The organism is Microbacterium sp. NPDC087665 (genome assembly GCF_044743285.1).
Classification (GTDB): Bacteria; Actinomycetota; Actinomycetes; order Actinomycetales; family Microbacteriaceae; genus Microbacterium.
The window spans coordinates 1-19449 of the sequence record NZ_JBIUWD010000002.1; the positions used below are offsets into that span (position 1 = coordinate 1).

The 19449-nt window shown below is 68.4% G+C and carries 18 protein-coding genes and 1 tRNA gene; 5 read left to right on the forward strand and 14 right to left on the reverse strand.

All coding sequences use genetic code 11. The features are described from left to right. Positions 1-106 precede the first annotated feature (106 nt). Both ACIOSY_RS03520 and pepN read right to left on the reverse strand, forming a co-directional pair. Complete coding sequence (locus ACIOSY_RS03520; RefSeq protein ID WP_400849109.1) at positions 107-559, reverse strand: hypothetical protein; 453 nt, start codon at positions 557-559, stop codon at positions 107-109. Positions 560-642: 83 nt separating this feature from the next. After that, complete coding sequence (pepN, locus tag ACIOSY_RS03525; protein WP_400849112.1) at positions 643-3126, reverse strand: aminopeptidase N; 2484 nt, start codon at positions 3124-3126, stop codon at positions 643-645. A 101-nt stretch (positions 3127-3227) separates the two neighbouring features. On the opposite strand from pepN, the gene ACIOSY_RS03530 reads away from it, so the two are divergent. Both ACIOSY_RS03530 and ACIOSY_RS03535 read left to right on the forward strand, forming a co-directional pair. After that, positions 3228-3665 (forward strand): MarR family winged helix-turn-helix transcriptional regulator, encoded by a 438-nt coding sequence (locus ACIOSY_RS03530; RefSeq protein ID WP_400849115.1) that lies wholly within the window; start codon positions 3228-3230, stop codon positions 3663-3665. A gap of 56 nt (positions 3666-3721) precedes the next feature. Then, positions 3722-4579 carry a 3-hydroxyacyl-CoA dehydrogenase gene (locus ACIOSY_RS03535; RefSeq protein ID WP_400849118.1) on the forward strand — a complete coding sequence of 286 codons (858 nt, stop codon included), beginning with the start codon at positions 3722-3724 and terminating at the stop codon, positions 4577-4579. A gap of 60 nt (positions 4580-4639) precedes the next feature. On the opposite strand, the gene ACIOSY_RS03540 is transcribed toward ACIOSY_RS03535, so the two are convergent. Then, positions 4640-5617: a DNA topoisomerase IB gene (locus ACIOSY_RS03540; protein WP_400849121.1), complete on the reverse strand. Its 978-nt coding sequence runs from the start codon at positions 5615-5617 to the stop codon at positions 4640-4642. Between the two features lie 165 nt (positions 5618-5782). Between ACIOSY_RS03540 and ACIOSY_RS03545 the strand changes: the two genes are divergently transcribed. Continuing rightward, positions 5783-6676 (forward strand): hypothetical protein, encoded by an 894-nt coding sequence (locus ACIOSY_RS03545; protein ID WP_400849124.1) that lies wholly within the window; start codon positions 5783-5785, stop codon positions 6674-6676. 83 nt (positions 6677-6759) lie between these two features. Here ACIOSY_RS03545 and ACIOSY_RS03550 read toward each other — a convergent pair. From ACIOSY_RS03550 to ACIOSY_RS03585, 8 genes are all read right to left on the reverse strand, one after another. Next, positions 6760-6831 (reverse strand) — tRNA-Gln (locus ACIOSY_RS03550). Between the two features lie 172 nt (positions 6832-7003). Continuing rightward, on the reverse strand, positions 7004-8509 hold the full coding sequence (gene gltX / locus ACIOSY_RS03555; RefSeq protein ID WP_400849127.1) for a glutamate--tRNA ligase: 1506 nt from the start codon (positions 8507-8509) through the stop codon (positions 7004-7006). Positions 8510-8521: 12 nt separating this feature from the next. Beyond that, positions 8522-9292: a class I SAM-dependent methyltransferase gene (locus ACIOSY_RS03560; RefSeq protein ID WP_400849130.1), complete on the reverse strand. Its 771-nt coding sequence runs from the start codon at positions 9290-9292 to the stop codon at positions 8522-8524. Continuing rightward, entirely contained in the window at positions 9289-10548 is a 1260-nt protein-coding gene (locus tag ACIOSY_RS03565; protein ID WP_400849133.1) for an MFS transporter, read from the reverse strand. The genes ACIOSY_RS03560 and ACIOSY_RS03565 overlap by 4 nt, the downstream gene beginning before the upstream one ends. Further along, positions 10545-11321: a fumarylacetoacetate hydrolase family protein gene (locus tag ACIOSY_RS03570; protein WP_400849136.1), complete on the reverse strand. Its 777-nt coding sequence runs from the start codon at positions 11319-11321 to the stop codon at positions 10545-10547. Before ACIOSY_RS03570 ends, ACIOSY_RS03565 begins: the two co-directional genes overlap by 4 nt. Positions 11322-11402: 81 nt before the next feature. Next, the gene (locus tag ACIOSY_RS03575; protein ID WP_400849139.1) at positions 11403-12503 is read right to left on the reverse strand and encodes a branched-chain amino acid aminotransferase; all 1101 of its coding nucleotides are present in this window, start codon (positions 12501-12503) and stop codon (positions 11403-11405) included. 61 nt (positions 12504-12564) lie between these two features. Further along, a complete protein-coding gene (locus ACIOSY_RS03580; protein WP_400849142.1) occupies positions 12565-13608 on the reverse strand; it encodes a 3-isopropylmalate dehydrogenase in 1044 nt (347 codons plus the stop codon). Between the two features lie 65 nt (positions 13609-13673). Next, positions 13674-15209, reverse strand: coding sequence for an MFS transporter (locus ACIOSY_RS03585; RefSeq protein WP_400849145.1), 1536 nt, complete (start codon positions 15207-15209; stop codon positions 13674-13676). A gap of 96 nt (positions 15210-15305) precedes the next feature. Between ACIOSY_RS03585 and ACIOSY_RS03590 the strand changes: the two genes are divergently transcribed. Further along, positions 15306-15851, forward strand: a complete 546-nt coding sequence (locus tag ACIOSY_RS03590) for a TetR/AcrR family transcriptional regulator (RefSeq protein ID WP_400849148.1) — start codon at positions 15306-15308, stop codon at positions 15849-15851. A gap of 73 nt (positions 15852-15924) precedes the next feature. Here the strand turns inward: ACIOSY_RS03590 and serA are convergent, their stop codons facing one another. The 3 genes from serA to ACIOSY_RS03605 form a co-directional block, all read right to left on the reverse strand. Next, the gene (serA, locus tag ACIOSY_RS03595; protein ID WP_400849151.1) at positions 15925-17529 is read right to left on the reverse strand and encodes a phosphoglycerate dehydrogenase; all 1605 of its coding nucleotides are present in this window, start codon (positions 17527-17529) and stop codon (positions 15925-15927) included. A gap of 128 nt (positions 17530-17657) precedes the next feature. Continuing rightward, positions 17658-17990, reverse strand: coding sequence for a hypothetical protein (locus tag ACIOSY_RS03600; protein ID WP_400849154.1), 333 nt, complete (start codon positions 17988-17990; stop codon positions 17658-17660). Beyond that, positions 17987-18463 carry a hypothetical protein gene (locus tag ACIOSY_RS03605; RefSeq protein WP_400849158.1) on the reverse strand — a complete coding sequence of 159 codons (477 nt, stop codon included), beginning with the start codon at positions 18461-18463 and terminating at the stop codon, positions 17987-17989. The genes ACIOSY_RS03600 and ACIOSY_RS03605 overlap by 4 nt, the downstream gene beginning before the upstream one ends. A gap of 62 nt (positions 18464-18525) precedes the next feature. Between ACIOSY_RS03605 and ACIOSY_RS03610 the strand changes: the two genes are divergently transcribed. Continuing rightward, complete coding sequence (locus ACIOSY_RS03610) at positions 18526-19440, forward strand: hypothetical protein (protein WP_400849161.1); 915 nt, start codon at positions 18526-18528, stop codon at positions 19438-19440. The last annotated feature ends 9 nt before the right edge of the window (positions 19441-19449 follow it).

Sequence of the window (19449 nt, forward strand, 5' to 3'; positions counted from 1 at the left end):
GGCTCGACTACTACAACCTAGAACGAGCCCACCTCGGCATCAGAGGCAAGACCCCCATCGACCGAATCAACAACGGTCGAGGTCAGTACAGCTAGAGCGCATCGGGTCACGCCTGCGTGCGCCGTGCGATCTCGTCGGCGAGCCGCTGCACGTCGGTGGGGTCCGCGTCGCGGGCGAGGGCGACGTAGTGGTCCATGACAGCCGGCCGGTAGCGCACGGGCAGCGTCTGTCCGGGGGCGAGACGGACGAGTTCGGTGATCGTGAAGTCCTCATCTGCGACGCCGCGGAACGAGACGCCCTCGACAGTCTCCACGTCGAGCATCAGAACCACGCGCGGACTGCCGTCGCTGCTGACCTCCCGCCAGTCGACGAGCACGCCGAGCGCGAGCACCCCCGCACGGAGTTCCGCGGTGCGCGTCCGTGCTGCGCGGCTCAGGAGCGGATTCGGGGCGATGCCCGGGAACGCCGGCCCGACGCCGAGTGATTCGCGACTCAGATCGGGCCTGAGCTGCGCCATCACATCGTCGAGCGTCACCTTCTTCTTCTTCGAGCCGAACATCTCGCCCCCTCCCTCATCCCAGTCCCGGACTCTCAGTCCGACGCTTCGCATCCATCGCGATCGTACGGCACGGTCATTCCCCGTCACCGTCGCAGCGCGCGCACCCGGATCTCCCGCGCGAGATGATCACGCTGCTCGATCACGAGCCGGCGGAGCGCGGCAGGTGCGGACTCGTTCTGCGCCAACCAGGCGTCGACGGCATCCACCGTCGGCGACGCGGGGAAGAGTCCGATGACGAGACGTCTCGCGAGCTCGATGCTGCGCGTTCTCCACACCTCGGCGATGCGCCGGAAGTACTCGCCGTCGTATCGCTCGACGAGGTCTCGGCGTCCGCCGGCTCGGAACCCGGCGATCTCAGCGTCGAGGTGATCATTGCTCAGCGACGTGTCGTTCCACGCCGCCTCCCAGGCCGCTGCACGGATCGCAGCGTCCGGGCGAGAGGCGAGCGCGCGGCGGGCGGCCGTGCGGCCGTCTCCGGTGTCATCCCGCTCGAGCTCGGCCGCGATATCGGACGCGGATGCGTGCCCGGTCGTCGCAAGCGCGGTGAGCAGCTGCCAGCGCAGGTCGGGGTCGACCGGCAGCCCCTCCGGGACCTGGCCCTCGAGCATCGCCGTCAATTCGACCGCGTGCACGTCGTCGTATGCGGATGCCGCGGCGAATGCCCGTGCCCACGTGAGCTGTGCGTCGCTGCCGGCGTCTGCGCGAAGAAGACTCTCGAAGGCCGTCTCCACCCACGCGCGCTGCTCCGTCTCCCGAAGCCGCTCCGTCACGAAGTGCCGCACCGCGAACGCCGCGTTGGCGACGACTCCGACGAGGAGTCCGCTGTTGGGCTCGTCGGGCGCGTGCCGACGAACGATGGCGAGGTAGCGTGACGGGTCGAGCTCGCCATCGCGCGTCGCGTTCCACAGCGATGCCCAGACCTGGGCCCGCGCCAGCGAGTCATCGATCAGCGACAGCGATTCCTCGACGGTTTCGAGCGAGCGAGCGTCGAGTCGCGCCTTCGCATAGGTGAGGTCGTCGTCGTTGAGCAGGATGAGCTCCGCCTCCGGCAGGTCGACACCGGTGCGCTCATCGGCGATGTCGAGCGCGACCTGTTCGCGCCGAACGATCCGGTCGCCATCGAACCCGTAGGTGCCGATGCGCAGTCGGTGCGGCCTCGGATCGGACTGCACCAAGACCTGCGCGCCGTCCGGCTCCGCTTCGAGCCACAGCGTCGACATGCCCGTGGTCTGCAGCCACGCACGCGACCACTCGTCCATGTCGCGCCCGGACACGGCATTGAGCTGCGAGAGCAGGTCGTCGAGCGTCGTGTTGCCGAAGGCATGAGCGGCGAAGTAACGCCGAGCCCCCTCGAAGAACGCGTCCTCGCCCACGAAGGCCACGAGCTGCTTGAGCACGGCGGCGCCCTTGGCATAGGTGATGCCGTCGAAGTTGAGCTTCGCCGCCTCGAGATCGGCGATGTCCGCCACGATGGGGTGCGTCGTCGGCAGCTGATCCTGCTGGTACGCCCAGGCCTTGCGACTCGCCGCGAACTTCACCCAGGCATCGGTGAACCGCGTCGCCGCGGCCGAGGCGTGTGCGCCCATGTAGTCGGCGAACGATTCCTTGAGCCACAGGTCGTCCCACCAGCGCATCGTCACGAGGTCTCCGAACCACATGTGGGCCATCTCGTGCAGGATCGTATTCGCCCGCGCAGCGCGCTGCGAGTCGGTGGCCGCGCCCCGGGCGAGATACGCCTCGGTGAACGTGACGAGTCCCGGATTCTCCATGGCGCCGAGGTTGTACTCCGGCACGAAGATCTGATCGTACTTGCCCCACGGATAGGGATAGGCGAAGGCATCGGAGAAGAAGTCGAGGCCCTGACGGGTGACTTCGAGGATCTCGCCGGCCTCGAGGTATGGGGCCAGCGATCGACGGGCCAAGACGCCGAGCGCGATCTTCTTATCGCCGCGCTCCCACTCGCCATCGACGCGGGTGTACGGGCCGGCGGCGACCGCGGTGATGTAGCTCGAGATCGGCAGGGTCGGGGCGAACTCGACGTGCTGCACTCCCACACCGGGCACGACGCGGGTCTGCACCTGGTTGGAGAGCACTTCCCACCCGGCCGGCGCATCGATCACGAAGGTGAAGGGCGACTTCATGTCGGGCTGCTCGAAACAGGCCATGACGCGACGGGAATCGGCGGGCTCGTACTGCGTGTAGAGATAGGTCTCGTCGTCTGCGGGGTCGTGGAAGCGGTGCAGCCCCTCGCCCGAGCGGCTGTAGGTGCCCACGGCGTGCACGACCGCGACGTTCGATGCGGCCAGGCCGGTCAGAGCGATTCGTGCGCCGTCGTAGACCACCTCCTGCTCTTCGCCGTTGAGCACCACCCGCTGCACGGACTCGCCGATGAAGTCCACCCACGTCGTCGTGGTCGTGGCATCGAACTCGAGGGTGGTGACCGTCGGGAATCCGGTGCGGGCGCGTTCCGGCGCGCCGGTCAGATCGAGTTCGACCCGGATGCTGCGCGCGGTGATCGCAGCGGATCTCGCGGCGGTCTCGTCACGGGTGAGATTGGCGGTATCCATGCCTCCATCCTTCCACTCGCCCCGTGTCGGCGTGGGCCTCTTCGCGGTGTTGCTTTATGCAACAGACAGGCGTAGCGTTGCATAAAGCAACAGGAGGAATCATGTCGACTCGGAATGATCGTCACCAGCACACGACCACGGTGCTGAGGTCGCTCGTCGCGATCTCCCGCCGCGGTCTCGCCGATGCGCGGTTCGGCGAGACGCCCCTGTCGGTGACCGAGCAGTCGATCGTCATGGCGATCGCCGAACAACCGGGCATCCGCTCCATCGACATCGCACGGATGTTCCGCCTCAACCGCTCGACCGTCTCACGCCAGCTCGCGGCCCTCATCGCCCTCGACATCGTGCGCGAAACGCCCTCCGACGGCGGCCGCGGTCGGCCGCTCGAGCTCACCGAAGCCGGAACGACCGCGTATCGAGGAACCCTCGACGCACTGCAGAAGATCATCGACGCGCATCTCACGTCATGGACGAACGACGAGGTCGCGCGCTTCGCCCACGATCTCGACCGCTTCGATCGCAGCGCCGACCCGCGCTGACCGAGCAGATCGTCCGCACGACCAGACCCTCGAGGTCAGAAATAGAAGGAAGAGAAATGAAGAGCATCACCGTTCTCGGCACCGGCGTTCTCGGATCGCAGATCGCGTTCCAGACCGCCTTCCACGGATTCGACGTCGTCGCGTACGACATCGACCAGCCGGCCCTCGACCGCGCGGCGGACCGCTTCCGCGCCCTCGCCGACCGCTACACGCGAGACGGCGTCGCAGGTGGGGCAGACGGCGGTGCCGCAGCCGCCATCGAGCGCATCCGCCTGAGCCACGACCTCGCCGACGCCGTGTCCGCCGCCGACCTCGTGATCGAGGCCGTTCCCGAGAACCTCGAGCTGAAGCAGGACATCTACCGCCGCATGGCGGTGGCCGCCCCCGCCGCGACGATCTTCGCGACCAACTCCTCGACGCTGCTGCCCAGTGCTCTCGCCGACTCGACCGGTCGCCCCGACCGGTTCCTCGCCCTGCATTTCGCCAACGAGATCTGGGCGCACAACACCGCCGAGGTCATGGGCACACCCGCCACCGATCCCGCCGTGTACGGCGACGTTGTCGAGTTCGCCCGTCAGATCGGCATGGTGCCGATCGAGATCAAGAAGGAGAAGGCCGGCTACCTGCTCAACTCGCTGCTCGTGCCGTTCCTGCAGGCTGCCGGCGAACTGCTCGTCGACGGCATCGCCGAGCCCGAGGCGATCGACGCCACCTGGCGCATCGGAACCGGAGCACCCGCCGGCCCCTTCGAGATCTACGACATCGTCGGACTCACCACCGCCTACAACATCTCGCGCATGGGCGACGAGAAGCAGCAGGCTTTCGCCGACCTCATCAAGGAGCGCTACATCGACCAGGGCAAGCTGGGCGTCGCCACCGGCGAGGGCTTCTACACCTACCCGCGCACGAACTGACCTTGCGCATCCGAAGCGGCCGTCACGACATCGTGGCGGCCGTTTCGTCGCGCACGGGCCTCACTTCGATCGTTTACCGTCGTCGAGGAGTCGACGGATCGCCGTCTCGGGTGCAACCGTCAGGTCGAGTGTCTTGCCGCGCGCATAGAGACGGAAGACGCGCGGGTCGATGTAGCTCCCCCGGGCCACGGCGATCGTGTTGCCGAGCGCCGATGCGGTCGCCTGCACGGCCAGGCGCTCGGCCTGATCGCGCTCCTTGCGGGAATCGAGCGGGCCGATGCGCGCCAGCGCGTCTGCCGCGAGGATCGTGCCGTGCAGAGTGCGGAAGTCCTTCGCGGTGAATGCATCGCCGGTGACGTCGCGGAGGTACGTGTTCACCTCGGTGGGTGTGATGCGCACGCGACGGCGTCCACGGCGGTACGCGAGCAGAGGGGCGCGGCCCGGCCCTGCGGCGAGATCGTCGAGCACCGCAGCGAGCACGTCGTCCGTGATCTCGATCGAGGCGGTCTGCCCGCTCTTCGCCGGGAACGAGAGCGAGACATCGTTCCCGTCGACCGTCACATCACGACGCCTCAGCGTCGTGAGACCGCGGCTGCCGTGCCGCACGAGGTAGCGTTCGGAGCCGATCCGGAGGGCCCCGTCGTCGAGCAGCCGGAAGGCCGTCGCGAGCACCTTGCTGCGCGAGAGGGTCTCCTCCTGCAGCGCACGCGTGACGCGGCCCCGCGCGTGCGGAAGCGCCTCGGCGAGTGCGAGCGCGCGGCCGAACTTGCGTCGATCCCGTTTGACTCTCCAGAGCGGGTGGTAGAGATACTGCTTGCGTCCGGCGGCATCGACTCCCACAGCCTGGATGTGGGCAAGCGGATCCGCGGCGATCCAGACATCCGTCCAGGCCGGCGGGATCACCAGGTCGAGGATGCGCTCACGATCGGCCTCTTCCACCGGAGTCCCGGCCTGGTCGAGATAGCGGAAGCCCGAACCCGATCGCTTCCGGACGAACCCCAGGTCCTGCCCCGGGATCACACGCACGAGTGCGGCCATCGTCGCCTCCTCCTTCTGAGCGGACCGGACGGTCTGGCCCTCGTCTCCGACAGCATCCTTCCGCGTGCAACCGGGCAGGAGAAGGGGCTGGCGAGCGGTCGAACGGGTCTGGTATGCCGAGGGTCGGATTGTCGTGAGGGCGTGGTTTCTGCCATCATCACGAGCATGGCCCTGTCATTCGAAGAGTTCCGCACGTCCCTCCTGAACGCGGAGGGCCGCCAGGCGCTGGGTATCCACCTGACGGATGCCGAGGCCCACCAGGTCTACGCCGACCCGCAGGCCACGCAGAGCTGGTTCGACTACTGGCAGTCGACCAATCAGCCTCCCGCAGCGACCGCGGCCCCGACAGCACCCCCGGCTGCCGAGACCGTTGCACTCGGCGGGCACGAACTGCCCCAGGCTGCCGACCACACGGCGACCGCCGCCTACGGAGCTGCTCCTGCGGACTACGGCCAGGCTCCCGCCGGCTACGGCCAGGCCCCCACCGGTCATGGTCAGGCGCCCGCCGGCTACGCCCCTGCTGTCGGCTTCGCGGGCGCGCCGTCGTCCGATGCGCCGGCGAAGAAGAAGCGCACCGGCCTCTGGATCACGCTCTCGATCCTGGGCGCGCTGATCCTCATCATCGGCATCGTCGTCATCCTGGCCTTCACGACCGCACGGCACTGGACCAAGACCGACGTCGCCGAGAAGCCCGAGACCTTCTACACCGAGACCTACGAGACCGGCCTCTACAACGTGGCCGATGACGGAGTGAGCGTCTGCGCCATCGATCAGGACTGGACCGAATGCGCCGACGCGATGGAGGCCCAGTACGCCGGTGCCTGTGCCGGTGTCGAGCTGACGGTGCCGGCGACCGTGCTCTGCGCCCAGCACCGCACGGAGATCGACCGCATGAGGTCTCTCGACCAGGAGGGCTACATCGTCGCCGCTCTCGGCTCGTTCGGGCACCTGACCCGCACGGCCGAGACATCGACCCGCGAGGTGTCGAACGAAGACTACGAGCCGGCCGTCACGCATGAGGCGGTCTGCTACTTCGAGTTCCTCGGAGAGTGCGAGTAGCACCCTCCGGGGTTCTCCCCCAGGCACAAAGCAAGAGGCCCGGATCTTCCGCATCTCGCGGAATTCCGGGCCTCTTCGTCTTGCTGGGGTACCTGGACTCGAACCAAGAACAACGGAACCAGAAACCGCCGTGTTGCCAATTACACCATACCCCAAGGGCGAAACCGAAGCCTCGCACCGAGAGTCAAGCCTACCCGACTCCGCGACGTGCGCCAAATGGAGCGGCTTCTCCGCGCGTCGCGCGTGTCGCGATGCGCACTGAGGCCGGGCACGAGAAAGGGAGGGGCACCGACCCGGTGCGCCCTCCCTGCTCGTCTCGGCCAGGCATCAGCGTGCCAACGTCTCCGACAGCAGACGCAGTCGACGCAGCGTCTCATCCTTGCCGATGAGTTCCATCGACTCGAAGAGCGGCGGAGAGATGCGGCGGCCGGTGATGGCGACGCGGGGCGGGCCATAGGCGACACGCGGCTTGAGCTCGAGGTTCTCGACGAGAGCCGTCGCCAGAGCATCCTGGATCTTCTCCGGCGTGAACTCTGTCACGGGCTCGAGCGCGGCGACGCACGCATCGAGCACCTCACCGGCGTTCGCCGGCAACCCCTTGAGCGCATCGGCCTCGTAGGCGATCTCATCGGTGAACAGGAAGCCGAGCATGCCCGGCACCTCGCCCAGCAGCTGCACGCGCTCCTGCACGAGAGGAGCAGCACGGAATGCCAGCACGAGCTGCTCGTGCGTGGGCTCGTCGAAGAGACCCGCGGCGGCGAGGTACGGGATCGTGCGCTCGGCGAAGTCCTTCACGTCGAGCATGCGGATGTGGTCGCCGTTGATCGACTCGGCCTTCTTCTGGTCGAAGCGCGCCGGGTTCGGGTTGACGTTCTCGATGTCGAAGGCGGCGATGAACTCGTCGAGCGAGAAGATGTCGCGGTCGTGCCCGATCGACCACCCCAGCAGCGCCAGGTAGTTGAGCAGCCCCTCGGGGATGAAGCCGCGTTCCCGGTGCAGGAACAGGTCGGCCTGCGGGTCGCGCTTCGAAAGCTTCTTGTTGCCGGTCTCCCCCAGCACCAGGGGCATGTGGGCGAAGCGCGGCACGAAGGTCGTGACGCCCGCGTCGATCAGCGCGGCATACAGCGCGAGCTGACGCGCGGTCGACGGCATGAGGTCTTCGCCGCGCAGCACGTGCGTGATGCCCATGAGGGCGTCATCGACCGGGTTGACGAACGTGTAGAGCGGGATGCCGTTGGGCCGGACCACGACGAAGTCGGGGAAGGAACCGGCGGGGAAGGTCACCTCGCCGCGGATCAGGTCGACATAGGTGAGGTCTTCATCCGGCACCTGCAGGCGCAGGGCGGGCTGGCGGCCCTCCGCGCGGAAAGCGGCCTTCTGCTCGTCGGTGAGCGTGCGGTCGAAGTTGTCGTAGCCGAGCTGCTTGGCGCGGCCGTTCGCCTCGTTGCGTGCGTCGATTTCATCCGCGTTGGAGTAGCTCTCGTACAGGGCGCCCGAGGCGAGGAGCTTGTCGATCACGCCGCGATAGATGTCGTGACGCTGCGACTGGCGATACGGCTCGTGCGGTCCACCGACCTCGACCCCCTCGTCCCAATCGATCTTGAGCCAGGTGAGCGCATCGACGAGCTGTCGGAAGCTCTCCTCGCTGTCACGCGCCGCATCGGTGTCTTCGATGCGGAACACGAGCTTGCCGCCGTTGTGGCGGGCGTATGCCCAGTTATAGAGCGCGGTGCGAACCATGCCGACGTGCGGCAGGCCGGTGGGCGACGGGCAGAAGCGGACGCGCACGTCGGCGCCGCTGGCGGTCGTGGTGAGGGGGTGAGGAGTAGCCATATCCCTTCGATTCTAGAGCGCGCGCCCCACGGCGACCGCCGCCGTGTGCGCGAGCGGGATCACGTCGTCGATCGCGTGCCGTGCGCACACACGGTCGAAGGCCGACCGGAATCGCGCGCGCTCGGCGGAGTCCAGTCCCTGATAGAACAGGCCGGCCGATGCCACGCCGCCCTCCGCAGACGCCCACAGCGCCGTGGGCGACGCCTCCCACGTCCAGCTCATGTCCTCGGTCACGACCTCACGCCACCCGGCATCCTCCAGCATCGTCGCGAACCCGGCGGACGTGCGCTCGAAGTCCTTCTCGGATGGCAGTCGTTCGCCGGCAGCGGGTTGAAGGCCCGCCGACTCGCAGACATCCCGCCAGAACCACGACGGCGAGAGCACCCAGATCGTTGCGCCCAGAACGGCGCCCGCGGCGGCGACGCGAGCCATCTCGCTGGCGGACCGCCGCGGATCCGTCACGTGATTGAGCACGAAGTTCGCCGTCACGGCATCGAAGGACCCGCTCGCGTACGGCAGCGACGGGAAGCCGGCATCCACGAATCGGATGCCCGGATGCTCGCGCTCCGCGACGGCGCGCATCGTGGCCTCCGGCTCGCACCCGACGGCATCCCAGCCGGCGTCTCGAAAGCGCGCAGCCAGCTCTCCCGTGCCCGAGCCCACGTCGAGCGCACGGCGTCCTTCCGCCGGACCGAACATCGCGAGCAACGGCGCGATCGTACCCGCGCAGAGAGAGGCGTAGGAGGCCGCGTACGCCTCCCCCACGCCGTCCCAGGACTTCATCGCCGGGAACGCCGGGCGAGCGGCGACAGAGCGACGATCGCGACGACCAGGACGGATGCCGCGATGCCGAGCCCCGGGTACTGGAAGTTCGACAGGACGACGCCGGCGAGCACCGCTCCCGCGGCCGCGGACAGGCTCATCAGCGAATCGCTGCGCCCCTGCCTGCGGGTGCGCAGTTCCGGCGCGCTCGACTCCGTGAGCAGGGCGGCGCCCGCGACCGTGGCCGCGCTCCACCCCAGTCCGAGCAGGATCAACGCGACCATCACGCCCCAGGGCTGATCGCTGGCGAAGATCGCGAATCCGAGCGAGGCCGCCAGCAGCACCTGCCCGAACAACACGACCTGCAGCCGCCCCCACCGGTCCGACAGGATGCCGAAGACGGGAGAGAGTGCGTACATGCCCGCGACGTGCAGGGCGATCGTGATGCCGACGAGTTGGGAGACGTCGGCCGGCGTCGCCGCCATCCCGTGCGCGCCGTGGGCCATGTGCGACAGGTGGATCGGCGTCATCGCCATGACCGACGCCATCACGACATGCGATCCGGCGATCGCGAACATCGCGTAGCGCGCCGCGACCGGACGATCCGGTGCGTGCACACCCGTGGTCGCGGCCGCGACGGTCGCGATCTTCTGCGCCGTCAGCAGAGGGTCGGGGCGCAGGGCCACGAGGTACAGGATGAGAGCCGCGACCTGCGCGACGAACGAGAAGACGTACGAGCCGGTGAGGGGCGGCATGCCGATCGCCGCGCCCACGATCTCTCCGGGACCGAGCAGGAGGGGCCCCGCGACACCACCGATCGTCGTCGCCCAGACCACGATCGACAGATCGCGTCCGCGGTGCGCCGGAGCCGCGAGATCGGTCGCGGCGAAGCGGGACTGCAGATTGCCCGCGTTGCCCGCGCCGATCATCAGGATGCCGACGAGCAGAAGAGGGAACACGCGGAGTCCCGCCGCGAGGATCACGACGGCGATGCCCGCCAGGGCGAACATGTTGCCGAGCGTGAGTGCGCGACGCCGGCCGAGTCGCGCCGCCATGCGTGCGAGAGGAATCGCGCAGAGGGCCGCGCCGAGAGTGACGGATGCCGTCGCCAACCCCGACAGGGAGTCGTCGCCCGAGATGTCGGCGGCCAGAAGAGCACCGAGAGAGACCGTCGCTCCGAAGGCGATCCCGCCGAGGACCTGCCCGAGCGAGAGCACCATGACGGTGCGGCGCTGCACCGACGCCTGCTGCTGCGCGGTGAGCGCCGGCGACGTCATGCGACGGGAGCGGCGTCGCGCACGGCGTTGCGGAGGATGCCCAGCCCGGTGATCTCGACCTCGACGGTGTCGCCGGCGTTGAACGTGCCGACGCCCGCGGGGGTGCCGGTGAGGATGACGTCGCCGGGCAGGAGGGTGAAGACGGCGGAGGCGTACTCGATGATGGCCTCGACGGAGTGGATCATGTCGGTGAGCGGCGCCTTCTGCCGCACCTCGCCGTTGACCCTCGTCTCGATCGTCGCCTCGGCCGGATCGAAGTCCGTCTGGATCGTCGGGCCGAGCGGGCAGAAGGTGTCGAACCCCTTCGCGCGCGCCCACTGGCCGTCCTTGCGCTGCAGATCGCGCGCGGTCACATCGTTGCCGATCGTGTACCCGAGCACGTAGTCGAGGGCATCGGCCGCGGAGACGTTCTTCGCGACCTTGCCGATGACGACGGCGAGTTCACCCTCGTACTCCGTCTGCTGCGACAGCGAGGGGCGAACGATCGTGTCGCCGGGGCCGATCACCGCAGTGTTCGGCTTGAGGAACAGCAGCGGCTCTTCCGGCGCCACTCCCCCCATCTCCGCGGCGTGATCGTGGTAGTTCTTGCCGACGCACACGATCTTCGAGCGCGGGATCACCGGGGCGAGGATGACGGCATCGGCGATCGGCACACGCGCGCCCGTGGGCTCGTACCCGGCGAACAACGGGTCGCCCGAGAGGACGACGAGGTCGGCTTCGTCGACGATCCCGAAGAGGATGGCGTCGTCATGGCTGAATCGGGCGATCTTCATGCCACCAGCCTAGCCAGCCCGCGCAGACCGAGACCCCGCTTGGCGAGGGATGCGAGGCGGGGTCCCGGAGTGGCGACGACGTCAGGCGTCGAGGCGGACGAGCCAGCCGTGACGGTCTTCGCGACGGCCGTACTGGATGTCCGTCAGTTCTTCGCGCAGCGAGAGGGCGAGCTCGCCGATCGGCTGCGGCTCCTCGAAGCCCTCACCGACGAGCGCGCCGATCGGGGTGACGACCGCGGCGGTGCCGCACGCGAACACTTCGAGGATGTCGCCCGAGGCGACACCTTCACGCCATTCGTCGATCGAGATCGCCCGGCGCTCGACGGTGTGGCCGCGGTCTTCCGCCAGCTGCAGCAGCGAGTCGCGGGTGATCCCGTCGAGGATGCTGTCGGACTCGGGCGTCACGATGCGGCCGTCCTTGAAGACGAACACCACGTTCATTCCGCCGAGCTCTTCGACGTCGTTCTTCTCGTTGAGGAAGACGACCTGGTCGCAGCCCTTGGCACTCGCCAGTGCCTGCGGAAGCAGGCTCGACGCGTAGTTGCCACCGGTCTTGGCCTTGCCCGTGCCGCCGCGTCCCGCACGCGAGTGGTCTTCGGAGAGCCAGATGCGCACGGGCTTCACGCCACCGGTGAAGTACGCGCCCGCCGGGCTCGCGATGACGTAGTAGGCCACCTTCTGGGCCGCTCGAACACCCAGGAAAGCCTCCTTGGCGAACATGAACGGACGGATGTACAGGCTCTGGTCGGCGCCGGACGGCACCCAGCGCCCGTCGACCGCGATCAGCTGGCGCAGCGACTCGATGAAGCACTCGGTCGGCAGCTCGGGGAGCGCGAGACGTCGCGCGCTGGACTGCAGGCGCGCGGCGTTGCGGTCGGGGCGGAACGTGTGGATCGACCCGTCGGCGTGCCGATAGGCCTTGATGCCTTCGAAGATCTCCTGCCCGTAGTGCAGCACGGATGCCGCGGGGTCGAGCGGAATCGGGCCGTAGGGCTGCACGCGGGGTCGGTGCCAACCGCCCTTGATCGACCAGCAGATGTCGACCATGTGGTCGGTGAAGGTGACGCCGAAGCCCGGGTCCTCGAGGACCTCGGCGATGCGCGCGGGCGACGCCGCCGCAAGGTTCTTGGTCACAGCGAAATCGAGCGGCGCCACGGCTGCCTGTGCGTCGATGGTCGTCATGTTCATCATCCGTTCTGAGGGGTGGGCGCGTCCTCGCGCGATGTCAGCCTACGCCTGTCGATCAGAGGCGTGCGGCGATCGCGGAGCCGATGTCCGAGGTCGTGCGCGCGCCGTCGCGGCTCGCGATGTCCGCCTCGACCGCTGCGCTGACGCGTGCGGATTCGGCCGTGAGGCCGAGGTGGTCGAGCAGCAGGGCGACCGAGAGGATCGCCGCGGTCGGGTCGGCCTTCTGCTGCCCCGCGATGTCGGGAGCCGAACCGTGCACCGGCTCGAACATCGACGGGAAGGCGCCGGACGGGTTGATGTTCCCGGAGGCGGCGAGTCCGATCCCACCGGTGACGGCACCGGCGAGGTCGGTGAGGATGTCGCCGAAGAGATTGTCGGTGACGATGACGTCGAAGCGCGACGGATCCGTCACGAGGAAGATCGTGGCGGCGTCGACGTGCAGGTAGTCGACCGCGACGTCGGGGTGTTCGGCTGCGGCCTCGTTCACGATCCGCTGCCAGATGGCGCCGGCGTGCACGAGCACGTTGGTCTTGTGCACGAGGGTGAGCTTCTTGCGACGACGCTCGGCGAGGTCGAAGGCGTGGCGGACGACTCGCTCGACGCCGAACGCGGTGTTCACGGAGGTCTCGTTGGCGACCTCGTGCGGCGTGCCCTGGCGGATCGCTCCCCCATTGCCGACGTAGGGGCCTTCCGTGCCCTCGCGCACCACGACGAAATCGATCTCGCCGGGGTTCGCGAGCGGACCGGATGCTCCGACGAACAGCTTCGACGGGCGCAGGTTGACGTAGTGGTCGAGCGTGAAGCGCAGCTTGAGGAGCAGCCCCCGCTCGATGTTCGCGTCCTTGAGACGGGGGTCGCCGGGCGTTCCGCCGACCGCGCCGAGCAGGATCGCATCGTGCGCGGAGATGGCGGCCAGGTCGTCGTCGGTGAGCGTGTCGCCTGTTTCAAGATAGCGCGCGGCGCCCAGCGAGAAGCGTGTCTTGTCGAAGGTCACATCCGACCCGGCGGTGACGGCGTCGAGCACCTTCTCCGCCTCGGCGACGACCTCAGGACCGATGCCGTCACCCGGGATGACGGCCAGTTTCACGACACGCGACATGGCACTCCTTGCTTCGGGAACCGGACCACGCGGACTGCGGTGATCCGGTTCCCCCAGCGTACTGGTCAGCGCGGGACGCGCGTGCGCAGTGTGACGGCGGCGATGACCGCCGCGACGACCACCAACCCGGCACCGATCAGCGACGTGATGAAGACACCGGAGCCGAAGGCGTCCGCTGCCGCAGCCCAGAGGGCATCTCCGAGGTTCGCGGGCAGTTCGTGAGACGCCGTGTAGGCACCGGCGAGGGTTTCCCGCGCAGCATCCGCCGTCTCGGCCGGGAGCCCTTCGGGAAGAACGATCGCGGAGCGGTAGAACGCGGTGATGATGCCGCCCAGCACGGCGGTGCCCAGCACGGCGCCGAGTTCGTATGCCGTCTCGGAGACGGCACTGGCCGCACCGGCCTTCTCCGCGGGCGCGCTCGAGAGGATCAGCTCGTTCGAGATGGTCTCGGCAGCGCCGATGCCGATGCCGAGCACGACGAACGCGATGATGAGCGGCACGACGCCGTGCGCGTGGGTGGTGAATGCCACGATCAGGTAGCCGGCGACGGAGAACGCGAGCCCGGCGGGCACCACGATGTGCGGCGGCACCCGGCGCGAGATCGGGACGACCGCGAGGCCCGAGATGATCATGACGGCCATTCCGGGTACGAGCGCGAGCCCGGCGAACATCGGCGACAGTCCGAGCACGAGCTGGAGGTGCTGCGAGACGAAGTAGAGGAAGCCGACGAGCGCCACGACGCTCAGCAGGTTGACGAGGATCGCTCCCGAGAACGTTCCGCGCCGGAACAGCGCCATATCGAGCATCGGGATCTCCGCGCGCTGCTGACGACGCACGAACAGCACGCCCATCACGACGCCGAGCAGCGCCCACGCGCCGGCCGTCACCGACGGACCGTCGGTCGCGAACGACTTGATCGCGTAGACGACCGGGATCATCGCCCCCATCGAGAGCGCGATGCTGATCGGGTCGATGCGGCCCGGGTCCGGATCACGACTCTCGGGCACCAGCAGCGGCGCGGCGATGAGCAGCGGGATGAGTACCGGGACCGCGATGAGGAACACGGATCCCCAGGCGAAATGCTCGAGCAGGATGCCGCCGACGATCGGTCCGAGAGCGGAGCCCGCCGAGAAGGCCGAGGCCCAGACCGCGATCGCGAGACGACGCTGGTCGCGGTTCTGGAAGATCGAGCGCAGGAGCGAGAGGGTCGAGGGCATCAGCATGGCGCCGAAGAAGCCCAGCAGGGCGCGCGCGGCGATGAGCAGACCGGCGGTCGGTGCGAACGCCGCGAGAACGGACACGGCGGCGAAACCGCTGGCGCCGATCAACAGCATCCGACGACGCCCGAATCGATCGCCGAGCGTTCCCATCGTCACCAGGAGGCCTGCGAGCACGAGGGGGTAGACGTCGATGATCCACAGCTGCTCGGCCCCCGAAGGGGCGAGCGCGATGGAGATCTCGGGCAGCGCGAAGCTCAGCACCGTGTTGTCCACCGACACCAGCAGCACCGGCAGCATGAGCACGACGAGCGCCGCCCATCCTCGGGCCCCGACGCGGGGAGCATCCGTTCCTGCCGTCGGGATCGACGCGGTCCGGGTCATGAAGCACCTCTCACATTCTGGGACGAATCGTTACTAAACCGTCCGGATGGTATAGTAACAGAATCCCGCCTGATCGTCCGACCCGCAGAGGACCCGATGCCCCGACCGCCCCTCGCCCGCGAGCGCGTCCTCGACGCATTCGAAGAGCTCGTCCTGACCGAGGGCGAGCGCGCCGCCACCCTCGACGCCACCGCCAAGGCCGCAGGTGTCTCCAAGGGTGGACTGCTCTACCACTTCAGCTCGAAAGAGGAACTGGTGGCCGGCGCACTCGAGCGATTGCATGCGCTCACCATCGCCGACCTCGAGCGGATGACCGCCGCCGAAGAGGGCCCCGTCGCCTACTACATCCGCACGTCGGTCATGGAAGACGATGCGCTCGACCGCGCATTGGTCGTCGCCTCGCGACTCGCGCAGGGCGGCTCGGTGCCGGCATCCGAAGCGCTGCGCGACTCGCGCCGCCGATGGGAAGACGCCATCCGGCCGCAGGTCAGAGACCAGGCAGCACTCGACCTCGTCATGCTGCTCAGCGACGGACTGTACTTCAACAACTCGCTCGACGTGAACGGCAAGGAGCACCTGGTCCCCCAGCGCGAGGCCCTGACCGCACTCATCGCCCTGGTACTGCGCACCACCGCTCCCTGATCGCGGCGCTCAGACAGCCACCGACGAGAAGAGGGCGAAGCGCTCACGCGCCCCGCCCTCTTCTGATCCGATGTCAGACCTCGGTGATCTCGATCTGGCGGAAGAGGTCGGCGTCGATCGAGTCGCTCACGTCTTCGAGCAGCTCGTCCGAGAGGGGCGAGTCGAGCGTCAGCACGCTGAGCGCCTGCGCGCCCGCCGCCTCGCGTGCGATCTGCATCCCGGCGATGTTGATGCCCGCCTCGCCGAACTTCTGCCCGTAGACCGCGACGATTCCGGGGCGGTCGGTGTACAGCATCACGACGTGGTGCTTCTCGATCGGCAGCTCCAGCGCGTGGCCGTTGATACCGATCAGCTTCTCGGCCTGCTTCGGCCCGGTGAGGGTGCCGGAGACCGAGAGCTGCGAGCCGTCGGACAGCGCACCGCTCAGCGTGATCACGTTGCGGTACTCGTCGCTGACGTCGTCCTTGAGGAGACGCACCGCGACGCCACGCTGCTCGGCGAGCAGCGGCGCGTTCACGTACGACACCGTCTCGCTGACGATGTTGGTGAAGACACCCTTGAGGGCTGCGAGCTTGAGCACACTCACGTCGTAATCGTTCAGTTCGCCGTGCACCTCGACATCGAGGCTCGTGAGCGGCGACGTCGCGAGAGCAGCGAAGATCTGGCCGAGCTTCTCGACCAGCGAGATGCCGGGACGCACGTACGGGTCGATGACTCCGCCTGCGACGTTGACCGCGTCGGGCACGAGGTCGCCGCCGAGCGCCAGGCGCACGGAACGTGCCACCGAGACGCCCGCCTTCTCCTGCGCCTCTTCGGTGCTCGCACCGAGGTGCGGGGTGACGACCACGTTCGGCAGGTCGAGCAGAGCGCGCGCTGTGCCGCCCTCGGCCGGCGGCTCCGACGTGAAGACGTCAAGACCGGCTCCGGCGATCTCGCCCGCGACGAGGGCCTCGCGCAGAGCCTCCTCGTCGATCAGCCCGCCGCGCGCGACGTTCACGACGAACGCCGTGGGCTTCATCGCCTTGAACTGGTCCGCACCGATCATGCCCGTGGTCTCGGGCGTCTTCGGCATGTGGATCGTAAGGAAGTCCGACTCGGCAACGAGCTCGTCGAGCGAGAGCAGCTGCACGCCGAGCTGCTGGGCGCGCGCCGAGGTGACGTAGGGGTCGTAGGCGACGACGCGCATGTCGAAAGCAGCGAGGCGCGCGGCGACGAGGGCGCCGATGCGACCGAGGCCAACGATGCCGACCGTCTTCTCGAACAGCTCGGCGCCGGTGAACGAGCTGCGCTTCCAGGCGCCGGCGGAGAGCGACGCGTGCGCGGCGGGGATGCGGCGGGCGAGGCTGAGGATGTGGCCGACCGTGAGCTCTGCGGCAGAGACGATGTTGGAGGTCGGAGCGTTGACGACCATGACACCCGCGGCCGTCGCCGCCTTGATGTCGACGTTGTCGAGTCCGACGCCGGCCCGGGCGACGACCTTGAGCTTGGGCGCGTGGGTCAGCGCCTCCTCGTCGATCTGCGTGGCCGAACGGACCAGCACCGCGTCCGCGTCGGAGAGCGCCGAGAAGAGCGCTTCACGATCGGTTCCGTCGACGTTGCGGACGTCGAAGTCCGGGCCCAGGGCCTCGATCGTGGCGGGAGAGAGAACTTCGGCGATGAGCACAACGGGCTTCGGCACAGTGGATCCTTCGGGGCAGCGCAATAGGCGAGATGGGCCGATGCGCCGCACACCGTCGGGGGCGCGATCTCCTCCACTGTACCCGAGCAGATCGCGACGCCTTGCCGTGTGACGGCCCGGGTCGGGGTCTACGGCCCGACGAGAGTGAGGCTGTAGGCGAGCAGGCTCATCCAGAACACGGCGACGAGCCCGAGCCCGGCGAGGAGCACCAGGGCGAGCTCGCCCACGCGGCGACGTCGACCGATCAGATACGCGAAGACGAACACCAGAGCCGGGAAGACGACCCCGAACGCGAGACTCACCCAGCCCGCCGTCGTCAGCCCGCCCTGCGCCATGGAGATCAGGTGCGCGACCGCGTTCCAGACGGCATAGGCGTAGAAGAGGCCCGCGAGTCCGAGCACCAGCGCCGCCAGCCACCGCGGCGATCCGCCGACCTTCGTCGTCTCGTCGATGACGCTCATGCGCCGATCACCCCCACGGTCACGAACGGCCAGGGCACGAGCAGAACGACCCCGAGCAGAAGGAGGGCGATCCGGATCCATGCGGCCCTGCCCCGCGTCAGCACCCAGGTTGCGAGGAACCAGAGTGCGGGTGCGGCGACGGCCAGCACGAACCACGGCAGGAACATCGCGTCGGCCACGAAGAAGTTCGCGAGCGGCTTCAGCCGCAGGCCGCCGACGATCCAACCCGCGGCGTACAGCAGGTAGATGCCGCCGACCACACCGGTGACCAGCAGCATCGCCGTGCTCAACGGCGGGCGCTCCTCCGCGGCGATGTCTGCGGCGTCGCCGTCGACGTGGGTCTCGGCGTCTGCGGCCGAAATCTCGTCGCTGCCCTTACCCACCGCATTCCAGCCCTTCGGCAGCGCGGAGTTTCGCGAGGAAGCATCCTCGTCGCCGTCCCAGCTCAGGGCGTCGTCGGAATTGGAAGTCATGTCCCCAGCGTAGGACACGCCGTCCACTAGGCTCGGGCGTGAAACCGAGGGAAAGGGCCATCGTGGCTGAGCAGAACAAGAAGATCGCCGACGGCGCCGAGCCGCCCGCGAACTGGACTCCCACTCCCGCAGCGAAGTCCACCGCGACGCGTTTCCGCTGGATCGCCGGCATCCTCTGGGCCGTCGCGATCGTGGGCGAGGCCGTGGGGATCTTCTGGCTGCTGCGTCAGCGCGTCTTCGTCGGAGAAGACGGCACGCTCGTTCGTGACCCCGACACCGGGCTTCTCGAAGAGCAGGGCGTCACCGCACAGTTCCCGCAGTGGGCGTTCATCGCACTCTTGGTGCTGTTGGTCGTGATCGCCGCACTGTCAATCACCGGCTCGTTCCTGTGGAAGAAGGCGAACCGCCTGGACCCCGCACGCAAGTCTGAGACCACGCGGTTCTTCGTGCAGAACCAGCTCGGCGCGATCATCGCGATCGTCGCGTTCCTCCCCCTCATCGTCCTGGTCTTCCTCAACAAGGACATGGACAAGGGGCAGAAGACCACCGCCGGCATCGTCGGCATCGCCCTGGCCGCACTCGCCGTGTTCTTCGGTATCGACTTCAACCCGCCGTCGGTCGAGCAGTACACCGCCGATCAGTCGGCCGTGATCCAGCTCCTGGGGCAGGACGAGGTCGTGTGGGTCGACGGCGGCGAGGTCTACCACGTGTGCGATCAGGTCTCGGCGATCCAGACGGGTAGCGAGATCCGCACGGGCACGACCGCGCAGGCCGTCGAGGCCGGCAAGATCCGCCTCACCCTCCAGTTCGCCTCCGAACTGCGCACCTGCGATCTGGCAGTGCCCGAGAACGCCGACGAGATCACCGAGGCGCTCCGCGCGATCCAGGCCGGCCAGGTCGGCACCCTTCTTCCCGCGCCGGTCTGGGCCGACCCGGCGGACGCGCCCATCCAGGTCGAGGAGGCTCCGGCGAGCTGACCCCCGGCC